Consider the following 14,886-nt stretch of genomic DNA (forward strand, 5'->3'; position numbering starts at 1 on the left):
GTGCGGTGCGTGGTGTGTCTAGCCGGCGGCGTGTTCGCGGTAGAGAATACTGACCGCCAGCGCGTGCTTGCAGGGGCCGCGCGTACCGCGGTACTTCAACCACCAGGGGCAGGAGCAGAGGTACCCCTCCACGGCGTACGGGTCGGCGGGCAGCACCACGGTGTACGTGTTCGCGCCGCTGCGCACACTGTACTCGCCGGTGCCGTGCTCCCCCGTCCCGACCCGCTCAATAGCGCCGGAGTCGGCGAGCTTTTTCGCGCCGACCAGGCGCGGGTGCATGGCGGTCAGTGCCTCCGGATGCACGGGCAGCGGGCGGTGGAAATACTCGCCAGCGTGCACGTCAAAACCAACCTGACCGGAGGAAGCCAGCAGGGCGAGGGCGTCGCGGGTTGCCGCCTCGTCCAGGCCTGCGCGGGCAGACATGACGGGCACGTCAATGCGCGGCTCGAAGGAAAGCAGCACGCTGAGCATGTCAGCGTTCTGGGCGGTGTTCGGGTTAGACAGCGCCTGCAGCACGGATCCCTCACCGGAGAACCCGCGTGACTTTTCGGGACTCAAACCAATGCTCAGGCGTGCACCGGGCAGGTGCGCCACCCACACGCTGGGCACGGGCGCGTTACCGGCGCTCACGGGCTCACTGTACGCGTCCAGGCGCTGAATGTGGCGGATGAGCGGTTCAAGCACGCGCAGACGCTCGGGGCCCGCCACGCATACGGATCCGGCGGTGGCGCGGGTGGCAAGTCGCAGGGAACGCACGGCGCGGGTTGCCCACAGGACCGCCTTGGTGCTGGAGTTACGCGGCAGGGAGTGGATGAAGGTTCGGGCGGCGGCAGCGTCCAGGCTGTGCACGGGGCTCATGCGGGATGAGAGCATCTGCGTTTCTGCAAAGCCTTTGAGCCAGCGGATGGGCAGCGGCACTTTTTCTTCCATGACGGAGCCGTCAAGGGTGGTGGTGAGCAGCCCGTCGTCGCCAACGTTCAGGTGGATGGGCTCCCCTGCTCTGAGGGAGGCAAGCGCGGCACGCAGGGGCGGGTTGACGTCTACGTTGGTGACGCCTACGGCGCTGTGGCTGGCATCGAGTGCGCTGGAGTCAACGTCAAGGCGCGCGTACACTCCGCAGCAGGCGCTGAAGGATTCGAAGCGTAGGCCTTCGGCGGTGCTGGTGACGACGGGGTCTGCGGCGCGTAGGGCTCCGGCGAGGGAGCTGGGCGGCACGTAGAAGCGGGTGCGGGCGACCCTGGCGACGACCAGTAGTGCAGTGGCGTAGACGTCTGCTCGTTCGAGGAACCCGGAAAAGAAGTACGGGTGGGATGCGGCACCTTCGGGGGTGCTACCGCCGCTGGTGGCGAGGCTGAGCGCGCGGGAGTCGGCGCCGTCGATGAGGGCTGACGGGGCGGTGTACGTGTAGTCGAGGGTGTAGGCGCTCATGGCTTCTTTGCCTTTCGTATGTGGTGTATACGTCCTATCATGCCGTAAAGATTCGCGTCCCGCTACCGCTTTCGTCATTGCCGTTTGGTGCATAAAAAATCCCCGGCATTCTCGGTTGAGAAGTGCCGGGGAGAAGCTCTATTTGGCTCACCCTCGGTGGGGTGGGCGTGGGCTCTGGCGAGAGGCGACTAGACGACGATCTGGCCGTTGAAGCGCATTGCCAGGCCGTACAGGACCACTGCGATAACCCAGATGACGATCACGGTGACGGTCAGGCGGATCAGGTTCTTGGACGCCATACCGGAGGAGTTCAGGGAGTTGGTCATACCGCCGCCGAACATGTCGGAGAGGCCGCCGCCCTGACCGCGGTTGAGCAGCACAAGCATTACTGCGATCACGCTGGTGATGGCGATGATGACCATGAGTACGTTCATGATGACGTCCATGGGGACCTTCCTTCGTTGTCTTCTGGTGGGGTGCCTGGGCTGCGGGGTGCAGACAGACGGGTTTAACTATACGCTACAGCCGCCATTCGGTCACGTTGAGGCGGCTTTTTACGCGGCGCGGTTGCTGCGGCGCTGGTATTCGCTGGGGGTCAGCTGCAGTGCTGCGGGGCGGTCGGTGAGCACACGCTGGGCGGTGAGTTCGTCGCCTTCGGTGTCGTAGGCGCGCACGTATCCGCCCTCGATGAGGTAGTAGGTGAACTGCTGCGCGGCTGCCCAGTAGGCGCCTCCTTCAGCGTAGAAGCCCTGGTCTACCCAGTCACGCAGGGTGAGGGTGACGGGGATTTCCGGTGAGGAGGTGCGGCTGTAGAGCTGGTCGAGGAATGCTTCTCGGCGGCTCTCGAAGTACTGGTATTCGGGCGAGGGTTCCTGGTATTCTGCGCCGCCTGCGTAGCCGATGTTGCCGCCTTCGTTGCCGGGTAGGCGCGGGGCACTCACTTTACGGTTGCGCAGGTAGCTGTAGAGGATCATGCCGACGAGGGCTGCGATGACCAGGGAAAAACCAAAGCTGAACATGCCGTTAAGTGTACGGGGCGAACTGCGGGGTCGGCGTATTCTGGGTGGGTTTTGCGGTTAGGGGCGAACGCGCCCGGCTCTTCTCCCCCGCCTCATACACCCTCCTCTTACGCCTGACTCATGCACCCGGCTCTTACGCTCGCCTCGTACATCCACCGCTATCTCCGGTGGCGGTTAAATGGTTCAGCGCCCGGTCGGATGAGTACCCGCCGGGCGCTGTAACGCTATGAGACGCTGTGGTGCGTCGGGGTTTTATGCGTCGAAGCGTGCGATTGCTGCGAACTCGTCAGCCTGCAGGGATGCGCCGCCGACGAGCACGCCGTCCACGTCTTCCTTGCCCATGATGGAGGGTGCGGAGGAGGACTTGACGGAGCCGCCGTAGAGAACGCGGACCTTCTCTGCAACGTCTGCGGAGTAGAGCTTAGCGATTTCTGCGCGGATTGCTGCGGACATTTCCTGTGCGTCGTCTGCGGTTGCGACCTTGCCGGTGCCGATTGCCCAGACGGGCTCGTAGGCAACAACCAGGGTTTCTGCCTGCTCTGCGGTCAGACCTGCGATGGAGCCGCGCAGCTGCTCGAGGGTGTACTCGACGTGGGTGCCTGCTTCGCGGATTTCGAGGGGCTCACCGACGCAGAGGACGGGGGTCAGGCCGTGCTTGTATGCTGCCTGAACCTTTGCTGCGCACAGCTCGTCGCTTTCGTGGTGGTAGGTGCGGCGCTCGGAGTGGCCGACGAGTACGAAGGTTGCGCCGAGCTTGGAGAGGAATGCGCCGGAGATTTCGCCGGTGTATGCGCCGGAGTCGTGGACGGAGAGGTCCTGGCCGCCGTAGAGGATGTCCAGCTTGTCGCCTTCGACGAGGGTCTGCACGGAGCGGATGTCGGTGAAGGGCGGGAAGACGGCTACTTCGGTTGCGGAGAAGTTGAAGTTTGCGTCGTCGAGGGTCCATGCGAGCTTCTGGACGAGGGTGACTGCCTCTGCGTGGTTGAGGTTCATCTTCCAGTTGCCTGCGATGAGGGGCTTACGCGACATAGTTCGCTCCTTAGCTTTCCCGCACGGTATGCCGGGCGGGGTTGTTGTTCGGAATTTTCCTTTTCTATTTTAGAGGGTTGGCGGCATATTTTCACTGGTTCGGCGCGGTTTTATGCTGTGCCTTGACTATTCTCACCCCGCGTTCGCTGATTGCGCGGAACCCCGGATACGAAGTACCGGCAGGGTGGAGCTTAGGGGGCTCTACCCTGCCGGTATTCTGCCGGTGATGTTTGTCTACGGTGTGTTAGTAGCCGCCTCGGAGAAGGTACGAGGTGTAGCAGAAAAAGACAATCGTCAAAACAATCACAAGAAGCGCGGTAGCGCGCGCACTTATGGCGAGGGAACGACCCCAAGGCAGCTTTCGGGTAGCGATCTTCTCAACGATGAGCGCCGCAAGAGCACAGTAGGTGAAGCAGACACACAGCAAAACAACAAACGAAATGATGAGAGTAGCCGTTGCTACCGAGGAAGATTCCCAATAGGCGTAATACATCCAGAGGTAGGGACTATTTGCAATGAAGAAGGCCGTGAATCCGCCGGTGGGGAGGCAGATAAGCGAGTACAGGCCCATGCGCTTAGGCTCTGCGGGCGCGGGTGCTACCGCCTCGGCAGGAGCCGCGGATGCGGCACCATCTACGGCGGGGTCTTGCGCGGGACTCTGGAGGGCGGTTGCGGCAGGTGCCGCAGTGGCTTCTACCGCGATGCTTTCAGCAATACTGCCCTGCGCGGTATAGCCTTGCGAAGCATTACTCTGCGCAGTATTCTCCAGCAAGGGGCTGCCCTGCGCGGGTGTGCCGGGGTTCTGGGGCGACTGTTCCATATGTCTCCTAGGGTGGTTGGTGTGGTGTGGTTATCGGTGATGTCGTGCGGCTACCGAGAAGGTGGATTCTTATACCTCTAGCCCTTCGAGGGAGAATCCCGGAGGGTATAGCGGCGTGGCGTCCTTATCGTCTTCCACCAGCACCCAGCGGCCGCGCAGGTGCTCCGCACAGAGGAAAGCGTATTCTTCCTCACCGGTCTTCAAGAACTTATCGATGGGTAGCTTCTCCCCCGTTTCGGGCACGTAGAAGACAGCCTCATCGCGAATACGTCGCCTTGCCTGGTATTCGCTGATATTACGGCTGTTCTGTTGACGTCTACCAATACCGGGAATCGTAACCTGTACACGGTATACATCCTGATTGGCGATAAGCCAGCCGCGGTTTTCCCGGTACAGCCGAAGAAGCTCGGGAGAAATGATCTCTTCCGGATTGATTACTTCGGAGAGCGGTTTGGTATCTCCGGTGTAGTAGAAATAGTTCAGGGCGGCATAAAAGTACGCCTGAAAAATATAGAAACCACCGCGGTTATACTCATTCATTCCCGGCTGCAGAACGGGGTAGGGTACATTCTGGGCGGCGCGTTCTTCGGTGGCGGGCACGTACCTGCCGTTGCGTTCGTAGGCAGTGTAGACAAGCAGACCGGTTGAATCACCCTGTTTGACAAGCTCATCGAACTTCTCAGCCGGCTCAAGGGAAGCCAGTACCTTATCTCGTTTGAAAAGACGTGCTTCTTGCTTTTCTTCATTGGTGGCGAGGATACCGGCCTGTCGACCGACGAAGAGAGCACCGAGGGTGCCTGCGCCTGCTACAGCGAGGGCACGACGAGAAAAACGGGGCTTCCGTGGTTCCTGCTGGTGAGCGAGTAGCTGACCAGAAGATACCGGATGGGCTTCCGGGGAGGAACCCAGCGTTCCGTTCGTCTCCTGTTCCTTGCGTTGGGGTCCCATGGTTATACCTCCTTTTCGGGGATGAAGTGAATATCCCATCCGGGATTGAGGAAACGGGAGCGTAGGGTACCGTAGATTGCTCCGTCGCGAAGGAGTCCGCGCGTGTCGAATTCGGTGATGGGCTGTAGCTGCCCGGTGTCTTTCCGGAAGACTTTTGCTTCGGGAAGGATGTCGAATTTGACGTTCCAGTCGAAGATTTTTTGTTCTTCGCTATGGATGCGCGGTTGTGCTTCGAGAATGTGCATGGTCAAGATTTGTTGATTGGGGGTGATGACCCACCCTTTTCCGTCGTCAAAGATATCTTGGATGGCGGGAAAGAATAGTTCTTCGGCGGTCATTGCATATTCGAGGCGTCGCGAATCGGATGCCAAAAGCATATAGTTTTGGCATGCGAAATAATACTCGCAATGATATTTCATATATTGCGATGTCATGTCTCGACTGAATGCGTTCTCATAGTCGGGTGGCGGCGCAGAATATGCAGGGTGCTGCTGGCCTGCTGGGGTGTAAATCCCAATCAGATCAGTCTCACGCAACTTGTATTCACGCCGATAATCTTTATCGTCGAAAAACGGCTTATTTGTCTTCTCGCCCACATGTTCCTCTCGAGATTTATGTATCTATAATTAAATTTTGAATACTGCGATATCATAAACGGTAAAATTACAAAAATAATATGGTTACCATCTCCAATTCTCTCGCAATGCTCGACTAAAAGGTGTGCTCCTTGATGTATTTCTTCCTGTATACATCCCTGTCCCTTCTTCTTGCCCTGAAACTTCTTGTTGCGAACTATATGCCTGTGAGTCAATATTCACTCCCTCATCATCACCGTAGCCACTACCAACGTACCGCTGGGTAGCATCGACATAAATATTCATACCATGAGAGTCCATACCCGGATCAGCCTTGTCGCTTTCTACAATATGCACACGGTTTGCGGGGTCACTACCTCGAAACGGTGTCAAGCTGGGGACAAGATCTACATTGTTCACCACAGCAACATAGTTAAAGTGATTTTTCAAATCTTCTTGTTGACGCTCAAGATTTGCTGTCGGCGCACCATAGGTGACAACATTAGACACCTTATATTTGCTATTAAATTCCTTATTATTAGCCAAAGAGTACGCTACAGCACCACCCTGAGAATGTCCAACCATTACAACACGATCCATATCACCCAGTTTTGCCTTACGCATTGCTTCTTCCACCATTCGATGATACGGCGACAAATCATCAATTGATTTATTTGATTTATTACCAGCCAAACCAAGATTGTTCCCAATAGACCCAAGCTCACCTTGTTTACTCATATTATCAAAATCTGTCCCTGGGATATATACGTATGCGACTTTCTCTCCCGTAATTTCATTTTTATAAACATCAATCTGGACTGAGGAATAGCCTGCATTTTCTTGAGATTTTTCCATCTCCTTAACGTATGGATTATCATTGACAGAATTCATACGTTGAGCCAATTCATGAATGTCTCTCGGAGGCACATCGGGGATATCTCCACTATGCCCATACTGTCGCTGAACATTCAAGTCCCTAATCTTTGGTCTCTCGTTATCCCTATATTGATTGATGGTAAGGACTCCATATGCTGAATTATAGAGTGCTGTCAACACAGCTAGTATCGGAAAAGCTAACAATTTAGCGGCAGTCACACCTATAGCAAGAATAGAATTGCTAGACTCTGTTGACTTAACCTGATAGTCCCTAAACTCCCTAACCGACATTGGGCGCAAACCCCACGGGTCGGCTAGAGAGATAGGGTTCCAGCCCACAAAAGAGTTCACATCCATACCGTGCACAATACCCGGCACCGAGCTCAAAGCGTCAGTGGACACGAAACGGTGCACGCCAGCATCAGCCACGCGGAAACCCATGAAGTCAAGGCCAGCAACATTGACAGAAGAAGCCACCGGACCAGCACTAACCATGCCAAGACCAGGAACAGTAGGAACAGCAACTACGTCGCTCTCCCACGGGTTAGAAGACATAGACCACCCCAAGCCATAGCCCAGTTCCTCCGCAGAAGACATATTCTCCAGCACAGAACCAGCACTCATTCCGCCCACGCCCAATACCATAGGCGTTGATGAGACAGCGTCCCATGCCAAAGGCGTAGAAGCACCGGGGACATCAACCGTGGTGCTTGTATATACAGAGGCAAGCTCACCAGTCATGTCATGGTGCAGCAACCATTCTTCATCACCCTGGCGAATAGCGTTCACCTGCCCCATGGCATCCCAGCCAAGGGCACGCTCACGGCGCTGCCCGGTCAGCTCGTCCGTGGTCACCTCACGGACGCGCTCACCGGCAGCGTTATAGAAATACTCAGTTCGAGAACGATTCTGAACAGTCCCATAGGCACCATACTGTGCCTCAGAAACAGCGCTGAGTAGACCAACTGAATTATGGCTGAAGGCGCGTTCCAGAAGCAGGGCGTTATTTCCCTGCTCACAATTGCGCTTATACAATGCCTCGGCGACCATCATGCCGTTTTCGTAGGTCCAGGTTCGCTCCTGAACACCATCCGATACAGAGATAAGAGCGCCGGAAGCATCATAACGATACTTCATAGTGCGCACCTCAGAGTTATTTTCTGCATCTTCAAGAGTGCAGACAGCAACCCGAGAAGAAGTATCACGTTCCACACTGGCGGCGAACATGCTCATAGTTGCAGCACCGTTTCCCGCTCCTCGGGCGCCGTTACGCTCTACCTTGTACCCAACGGGAATGTTCTTAACAGGATCAAGTTCCCACATGGCATGAGTATCATCTGTACTCATCGAGGTCAAAGCACCACATGAAGCATGGGTAAATTCCATCTCCCTGATGCGAGCAAAAACGTCCTTAGACTGAGTATGGCGCACTCGACCCGCACCGTCACGCATCCAGCGAACTGAACCGTACGGGTTGCTACTCATTACCAGAACACCATCTGCATCGTAGGTATAGTTCAGCGTATATTCACCACGCTGCTTAAACGCTTGCAAGGCATGGAGAGTACGCTGGTTCGCATCTGGGACGCGAAGAACACCGGTGGTGTGGTCAGCAATAGACACCGTACTTGAGATGCGCTTCATGCTCATATCACTGTGGGGTACGCGAGTACGGCTCAGCAACCTACCAGATGCAGAGTACTCATAAATGTGCTCTGCCTTTGCATCATTTACCGAAACCTTCAACGTGCCCTGCTGAGAGCCACGTCCACTCATCAAGGAATATTCAAAAGTTCCCTGAACTTCACCATCAACCGTGACTGAGCGGAGTACACCACCACAAGCGTAATCGTACTCAAACGAACGGATACGTTCGCCGTCATTCATCGTCAGAAGACGGCCTGCAGCATCGTAAGAGAAAGTACGTACGAGAGAGTCTGCCGCACTTTCAACCGTAAAACTTGTACCCGAGCGTTCTTCACGCAGAAGACGTCCTGCCGCATCCCATTCGTAGCTCGTTACGATACCCGCAGGCGTAATCCAGCGCAGAGGACGTGCGAGGGCATCATACTCACAGCGGGAGGTGCCACCCAAAGCGTCTTCAACGCTAACAAGGCGACCTGCCGCATCGTATGAGAAAGAACGGGTACCTTCAACGCTATCTTCAATACGCGCAATAAGTCCACGTGAAGTGTAGCTGTAGCAGGTAACCTTCTCCCCCGTATCTTCTTTAATGCGTCGACCAGCAGCATCGTAGGTGTACTGCACAAGACGCAACGAGGCAGTTGAAGTATCTGCAGAATCCCTAATGGTCTTCTCTAACAAACGACCTGCGAGATCGTAAGTAAAGATAGTCTCCAGGTAACCCTCATCAGCATCGAGCTCGCTCGTTTTCTTGAGGGTTTTCTGGCTGGTACAACGGCCCGCCGCGTCATATTCAAAGAAAGTCTCTCGACCAGCTGCACTGATGCTACGACTCATACGTCCCTGAGCATCGTACTCGAAGCTAGCTACCCCTCCATCGGCAGAGCTAATCTGAGCAATCTGACCGTGAGTGTTATATCCAGCCTGCGCAGAGCTATCAGATGAAGAGTTGAGAAGGATAGAGGCATCCGGCATGTTCAGCTTAGGAACGGGCACCCCAAAGAGAGCCGCCATATCCTGGCGGTTCTCAAACATCGTCATAACAGACGGAAGATGAGAAGCAGTAAGGGCGCTATCGCCTCGCGATACGTTATCGCGGGAACCCAAAATAGTGGGAACACGAAGTTCCGGCTGCACCAAGCTCCACGACGCCCAAGGACCCGCAGGACGCTCAGAAGGCTGCTTACCTGCTGAAGCAAGCCCCGCAAGAGAAGAGTTAGAGCGCAAAGACCCACCGGGACCCAGACCCGGCACCATAGTCATCAGAGAATTTGATGCAGAAACAACTCGTCCCAGGGCATCAGTTACAACGGCGTAGTTACCGGACGCGCCCTCAACTCGCATTGAATACTCACCGTGAGAGCGCGAGTGGGTGATGCTCAAAGCTACACCAGTAGCATCCACAATGCGGCTCAAGTCGCCAGTTAGAGAATATTCGTACTCGGTACGAGCCCCGCAGGGGTCAATGATAGCGACGAGCTGCGAAAGTTCGTCGTATTCATAATGGGTCTTGGCTTCTGCGGCATCAGTCATGGAGATAACGTTGCCCCAGGTGTCGCGTTCGACGCTGGTTCGGTTACCCATAGGGTCAATCACAGCGCTTAGGTGACCAGCTGAGTATTCAAAAGTAGTGATGTTACCTTCAGGGTCGGTCAGCGCTGTCAAGTGCTGCTCGGAGGTCGGCGTAGCGTTCTGAGCTGCTTCTGCATAAGACAAACCCCAACGAGCACCCATCGCGTCGACCACCGTGCTGAGTCGTCCACTCGCATCCCACTCAAAATACTGGGTATTGCCGAGAGGATTAGTTACTGAGCTCAGGTTACCAGCAGCATCATACGAATACTGCGTTTGCGCACCACTAGAGTCCGTGGAGCTCAGAAGCTGCCCACGGTCATTGTAGGTAAAGTGCTGCTTGAATCCTGATTCATCAGCGACGGCGGTGCAATGGCCGGCGTTGTCCCATTCAAGATAAGTTGTATCGCCTCCGTTACGGGTAATAGTCAGGGGATTAGGGTCCAGCGGGTTCTGGGAGTAGGTATAGCGTGTTTCAGCAAGGATGCCTGCACGCCGATTCTTATTCATAATTCGGTGGGCAATCATACGGTCGTACTCATCCCACGTATAACGGTGGACTGCACCTTCCGGAGTATTCTCCGAGACAAGGCGAGCGCGTTCATCGTAGCTACGATGAGTCACAGATCCGTCACGCTCACAGATGTAGGTGCGGTAACCGTAGGAGTTGTATCGCATGGACTGGCGACTTCCGTCGCCAGCCACGAGGGAAACAAGCTGACCGTGTTCGTTTGATCGCCAAATATTAGCGTGCTCACCGGTTCCGGAATCTTCAATCACGGTCATTAGACCGTGCTCATAGCGGTAGCTAATATTTCGACCGTGCTCAGTTTTCTGGGCTACGATGCGGCCGTCAGCGTCATAGCTATTCTCAACCTCGCAATATCCCGTTTCATTCCAGACACGGTGGATGAGGTTATCTTCCGTCTGTTCATAACGGCGGGTACCATCAGGTCGCTGAACTTCGCAAAGCACGCCAGCAGAATTGTAAATATAGCGCACATCGTTCAGCTGGCTTTCGACCTGTGCTGATGAATGTTCTTCAGAGGAGCCTTCACGGAAGTTGACCAGAGATGCTCCAGATACAAAATCCTGTGCGTCATAGCTGACAACAATGCCCTGTGCGCTAAGAGGCTGAATCAAAGCACTCGGTCGCTGAGCTACGGATTCCCCATCAGCATTAGCCTTTGGGCCACGGTTGTACAGAGCAACTATAGCTGAGCTGGGGTGCCCCTCCATGAAAGCAACCAATTCACCCGAAGGAGCATAGAAATAACGGCTACCAGAATGGTTAGTAACAGACCAGTAGTAACTGGGTTCAGGCGATTCTGCTACGTCAAAGGATGACGGCAGTAGACGATGGGCGGACTTGACCGTATTACTCACCACAGAGTAGAGGGTACGATAAAGAGCCTCTTGTCCTTCGGTATCTTCTTCGAAGGGCGCAGAGGCGGAATCCACGTTATGTGTAGGTGTCGCGTCTAGAGCTGAGTCGGTTACCTTCTCCAACCAGTAAGGAGCATTGGGAGTCCGGGCATACCCGCTAGCTGAGTTAGCATCACGTTCAAAGACGAGTTCACGACCGTCGGCAGTGTGCCATGAGATGCTATCGGAGTTTTGCTCAAGTCGGCTATCCAGCATGCTTGACCAACCCTTACCAAAAGCACCGTGAGGGGTATTCGGGAGGGCGGCGAGAACACTGTTGTAGGTACGCTCAAGACGTAGCACCGAGTTCACGCGAGAGCGAAGGTCAACTTCACTTTCAATGAAGTTACCGGTTGCAACGTTGACGGGGTCATTTGCATAGCCGGATGAGATATTTACACCAGTAATGCTAGCGCCAGGAACCTGCAGTAGGTGATGCATGGGAATATCATCATGCATCAGCTCATTCAGAAGGTTTATGTCGAGGCTAACTTGAGCCTTTGCTCCAGGCCCTGAAAGTTCCTCGTGGTGCTCAATAGCGGGTTCTTCCAAGTAACCACGACTCGCAACATCAAACATCGTTTGAGCAAGCTTACCCAACCAATGGACATCTGCATCGACATCCTCAATCCAGGTGTGCAATGCTGCAATCAAAGAATCAGCATTAAAAGTTCCCCATGAAGTATTCGAGCGGAACTGAGCATAGGTGGACGCTACGCGAAGCTGCACCTGGTCAAGTTCAGCATTCATAGAAAGAGTGACCTGACGATGCTGATACGCATTGTGCGGCACGATAGAAACCGTAGATCCACCAGAGGCAATCGCAGCTCGGGTATTCAAATGCTGAGTACCCTGTGCAGAAGAGTTTGCCTCGGCAAACTGTCCGAGAGCACTTTGAGAAACTCCTGAAGAAACTGAGTTACCCTGAGCACCAGTGAAGGGGTCAGCTACAGGTCGTGGCGTATAGACCTCAAAATGCGGGGGGTGAGAGGGCATAGGACGAGGAGGAATTTCCAGTTTAGAATCTGGGTTATCTTCGCCTGTTTGTTCATACCAGGGACCGGCATGCTTACTATGAAACGCGTTCTGCTTACGTTTGTTGAGCTTCTCCCATGCAGTAATCTCTCGGCGGATGCGCTCTTCCTCGCGGGCAGCCTTAATATAAGTCTCCATATTACGAGCTGCGTTGCTAAAGCACTCTTTAAACTCTCGCAACAGCGCAAATGACGAAGCAAGCTTTGCTCTATACACCCGTGCGTAACCGCCGGTGAAACCTTCCAGGGCGAGCTGAGCAGCACCACAAGTACCATCGGCGCCATAGCGAGCAGGGAGCTGATGCTCGATTACTTGAGTTAGATGCGTCAAATGTGTTTTGAGAGCCTCGGCGCTCTCAAAGTCAAAAGGAACAGCTTCAGTATTAGCGTGGACGTTATCCATATATTTACTTCCGGAAGTTGATATGACAGTGAACGAGCTTCCTCGCCCACATTCGTTGCATGTGTGCTCCCTCTCGGTGACAGTGAGAATCACACACCCTTCAAGGTAACACACGCACACTCTGCACACGAACCCAGCAGGACGGATTCCATCTCCCCTAGCCAACCACGAGGAGCCAACCTCAAAAGCCCAGCAAGAAACCCCCACCAGCACAGTACCGAAAGTACCGCACCGGCGGGGGTCCTAGAAAAGCACTACAGCTGCCCGAATCCTTGCGGGTAGATCGGCTCGTAGGTGTTGCGGTTGCTGTAGCCGTCGCGGTCAGCCACAATCACCCACTGCCCGCGCAGATGCTCCACAGCCAGCGAGAAACGCCCCAGATACTTCAAATATTTGCGGATATCTTGCTTCTCCCCCGTCTCCTTAACATAAAACGCAAGGTCCTTAGCCTTAGTCGTGTACAGGGTGCTCACCAGGATTTTTCGGCTCGTATTTTTAGCCTTTTCACCGGCGATAAGATCATCAGCAACATTGGCGCTCAGCACATTCTTATCAGCCGAAATAACCCATCCGCGCTTCTCCCTGTACAGGCGAAGAATTTCGGGGTGCAGCACCTTTTCCGGGTCCGTGACCTTAGAAAGAGGCTCCGTATCGCCCGTGTGGTAGAAGTAATTCATCGACGCAAAGAAGTACGCCAAGAATGCGTACAAGCCAGCGCGGTCGTAGTTATCCATTCCGGGCTGCTGAATAGGGTACGGCACGTTCTGCGCAGCCTGCGCCTCGGTGGCAGGAATGAAGCGCCCCTTACGCTCAAACGCCGTATAAACCAGCGGCCCGGAGGAAGGCCCCAAAGTACGGAGCTCATCGTACTTCTCCGTGGGTTCCAGGCGTACAAATTCCTGGTCACGCTTCTTATCGGCCTGGGATTCCGAACCCGTCCCGTTGAGCAGTTGAGTGCCCCAGCCAAAAGCTATCGCGACGAGAGCGGCACCGGCGAACACACCAGCCCGTATAAACCTGGCGCGAGAAATCATAGACCTCATGAGCGCTCGTTGCTCGTTGTATCCGGGTCCGTTGTATCCGGGTCCACCAAAGTTATTCGTCATGTTGCTCTCCCTACCCTAGCTCAAACTATTTTCTGGGATGAATTGGACGGGCCTCCACTCATTCGTGAATTGTGTGCGTAGAGTCCCGTGTATTGCACCGTCTCGGATCAGGCCGCGCGTATCAAAATCGGTGATGGGGTACACCTGGTTTGTGTCTTTGCGGTACACCTGAACTTCGGGAAGAATATCGAACCGCACGTTCCATTCCACAATTTTTAGCGTCTCGTCAATGAGGCGCGGTTGCCCTTCCAGCAGGTTCATGGTCAGAATCTGGGGGTTAGGGGTAATGACCCAGCCTTTACCTTCTTCGTAGAGGTCCTGAATGGTGGGGAAGAACATTTCTTCACTGATATTGTCGATCCTTAGAACTGCCGGTTCGGAGGCGAGAATCATGTAGTTTTGGCAGGCGTAGTAGTAGCCCAGGTAGGGGCGAAGGTTTGACACCTTGTAAGCATTCGGTGTGTACCTCACGCCCGGGGCGGGTGCCGAGTAGGCGGGGTGGTCCCGGTTTGCGGGTGTGTAGGGCCCGATCACGCAGTCGGCTACATAGGGGTATGTTCCGGTGTAGTCTTTTTCGTCAAAGAGCATTTGAGCGTTTACGGTCATTCTTTCCCTCCTTGGATTCCATATTTATGAGTTACCGTTTTCACGAGCTGCCGAGGTGGTTCTGGGCTACTCGCGGGCGGCTAAGCTCAATCGCTGGGCTTCTTCGCCCGCCTGTATTCGCTTGCTTGTATTTGTTTGCCTGTGGAGGTGCGTGCGCTCCCTGCTTCGCTCCCCCGCGGTAACCGTATGGGTACCGCCCGGTGAGCGCCGGGAACCTCTATATTTCCAGTCTAGTAAAGCCGCCTCTGTCCCTCCCGGATACAGGCCGCACATCTAGGGAATCCACAGCATATAGCCAGGAAACAGCGTGCGCTACCCCGCCCACGAAAGATCAGCCGGGCATGCAGAAACCCCCGCCGGAACGGTACCAAAATACCGCCCCAGCGGGGGTTCCTTACACT

Annotated in this window: 10 protein-coding genes; all 10 read right to left on the bottom strand. The window is 55.0% G+C overall.

Going from position 1 to position 14,886, the window contains the following annotated elements; genetic code table 11:
* Positions 1–18: 18 nt before the first annotated feature.
* On the bottom strand, positions 19–1,428 hold the full coding sequence (locus tag HMPREF2845_RS05405; protein WP_070634088.1) for an SWIM zinc finger family protein: 1,410 nt from the start codon (positions 1,426–1,428) through the stop codon (positions 19–21).
* Between the two features lie 188 nt (positions 1,429–1,616).
* Positions 1,617–1,874, bottom strand: coding sequence for a preprotein translocase subunit SecG (gene secG, locus HMPREF2845_RS05410; RefSeq protein ID WP_005506130.1), 258 nt, complete (start codon positions 1,872–1,874; stop codon positions 1,617–1,619).
* A gap of 108 nt (positions 1,875–1,982) precedes the next feature.
* Positions 1,983–2,447, bottom strand: coding sequence for a hypothetical protein (locus tag HMPREF2845_RS05415; RefSeq protein WP_070634089.1), 465 nt, complete (start codon positions 2,445–2,447; stop codon positions 1,983–1,985).
* Between the two features lie 252 nt (positions 2,448–2,699).
* Positions 2,700–3,476: a triose-phosphate isomerase gene (tpiA, locus tag HMPREF2845_RS05420; protein ID WP_070634090.1), complete on the bottom strand. Its 777-nt coding sequence runs from the start codon at positions 3,474–3,476 to the stop codon at positions 2,700–2,702.
* Positions 3,477–3,720: 244 nt separating this feature from the next.
* Entirely contained in the window at positions 3,721–4,296 is a 576-nt protein-coding gene (locus tag HMPREF2845_RS05425; protein WP_070634091.1) for a histidyl-tRNA synthetase, read from the bottom strand.
* Between the two features lie 69 nt (positions 4,297–4,365).
* Positions 4,366–5,244: a DUF6318 family protein gene (locus tag HMPREF2845_RS05430; protein WP_070634092.1), complete on the bottom strand. Its 879-nt coding sequence runs from the start codon at positions 5,242–5,244 to the stop codon at positions 4,366–4,368.
* A 2-nt stretch (positions 5,245–5,246) separates the two neighbouring features.
* Complete coding sequence (locus tag HMPREF2845_RS05435; RefSeq protein WP_070634093.1) at positions 5,247–5,840, bottom strand: DUF6318 family protein; 594 nt, start codon at positions 5,838–5,840, stop codon at positions 5,247–5,249.
* Between the two features lie 84 nt (positions 5,841–5,924).
* Complete coding sequence (locus HMPREF2845_RS05440) at positions 5,925–12,773, bottom strand: DUF6531 domain-containing protein (RefSeq protein ID WP_246824600.1); 6,849 nt, start codon at positions 12,771–12,773, stop codon at positions 5,925–5,927.
* A 254-nt stretch (positions 12,774–13,027) separates the two neighbouring features.
* Complete coding sequence (locus HMPREF2845_RS05445; protein ID WP_070634094.1) at positions 13,028–13,879, bottom strand: DUF6318 family protein; 852 nt, start codon at positions 13,877–13,879, stop codon at positions 13,028–13,030.
* A gap of 15 nt (positions 13,880–13,894) precedes the next feature.
* On the bottom strand, positions 13,895–14,485 hold the full coding sequence (locus HMPREF2845_RS05450; RefSeq protein WP_049345386.1) for a DUF6318 family protein: 591 nt from the start codon (positions 14,483–14,485) through the stop codon (positions 13,895–13,897).
* Between the last annotated feature and the right edge of the window lie 401 nt (positions 14,486–14,886).

Origin of the sequence: Rothia sp. HMSC065B04 (genome assembly GCF_001812285.1) — a bacterium.
In the GTDB taxonomy this organism is placed as follows: Bacteria; Actinomycetota; Actinomycetes; order Actinomycetales; family Micrococcaceae; genus Rothia; species Rothia mucilaginosa.

What these genes read in the sequence shown, in the direction of transcription:
- tpiA (WP_070634090.1), bottom strand. Translation starts at nt 3,476, where the DNA reads ATGTCGCGTAAGCCCCTCATCGCAGGCAACTGGAAGATGAACCTCAAC.
- HMPREF2845_RS05440 (WP_246824600.1), bottom strand. Translation starts at nt 12,773, where the DNA reads ATGGATAACGTCCACGCTAATACTGAAGCTGTTCCTTTTGACTTTGAG.
- HMPREF2845_RS05415 (WP_070634089.1), bottom strand. Translation starts at nt 2,447, where the DNA reads ATGTTCAGCTTTGGTTTTTCCCTGGTCATCGCAGCCCTCGTCGGCATG.
- HMPREF2845_RS05450 (WP_049345386.1), bottom strand. Translation starts at nt 14,485, where the DNA reads ATGACCGTAAACGCTCAAATGCTCTTTGACGAAAAAGACTACACCGGA.
- HMPREF2845_RS05425 (WP_070634091.1), bottom strand. Translation starts at nt 4,296, where the DNA reads ATGGAACAGTCGCCCCAGAACCCCGGCACACCCGCGCAGGGCAGCCCC.
- HMPREF2845_RS05445 (WP_070634094.1), bottom strand. Translation starts at nt 13,879, where the DNA reads ATGACGAATAACTTTGGTGGACCCGGATACAACGGACCCGGATACAAC.
- HMPREF2845_RS05430 (WP_070634092.1), bottom strand. Translation starts at nt 5,244, where the DNA reads ATGGGACCCCAACGCAAGGAACAGGAGACGAACGGAACGCTGGGTTCC.
- HMPREF2845_RS05405 (WP_070634088.1), bottom strand. Translation starts at nt 1,428, where the DNA reads ATGAGCGCCTACACCCTCGACTACACGTACACCGCCCCGTCAGCCCTC.
- secG (WP_005506130.1), bottom strand. Translation starts at nt 1,874, where the DNA reads ATGGACGTCATCATGAACGTACTCATGGTCATCATCGCCATCACCAGC.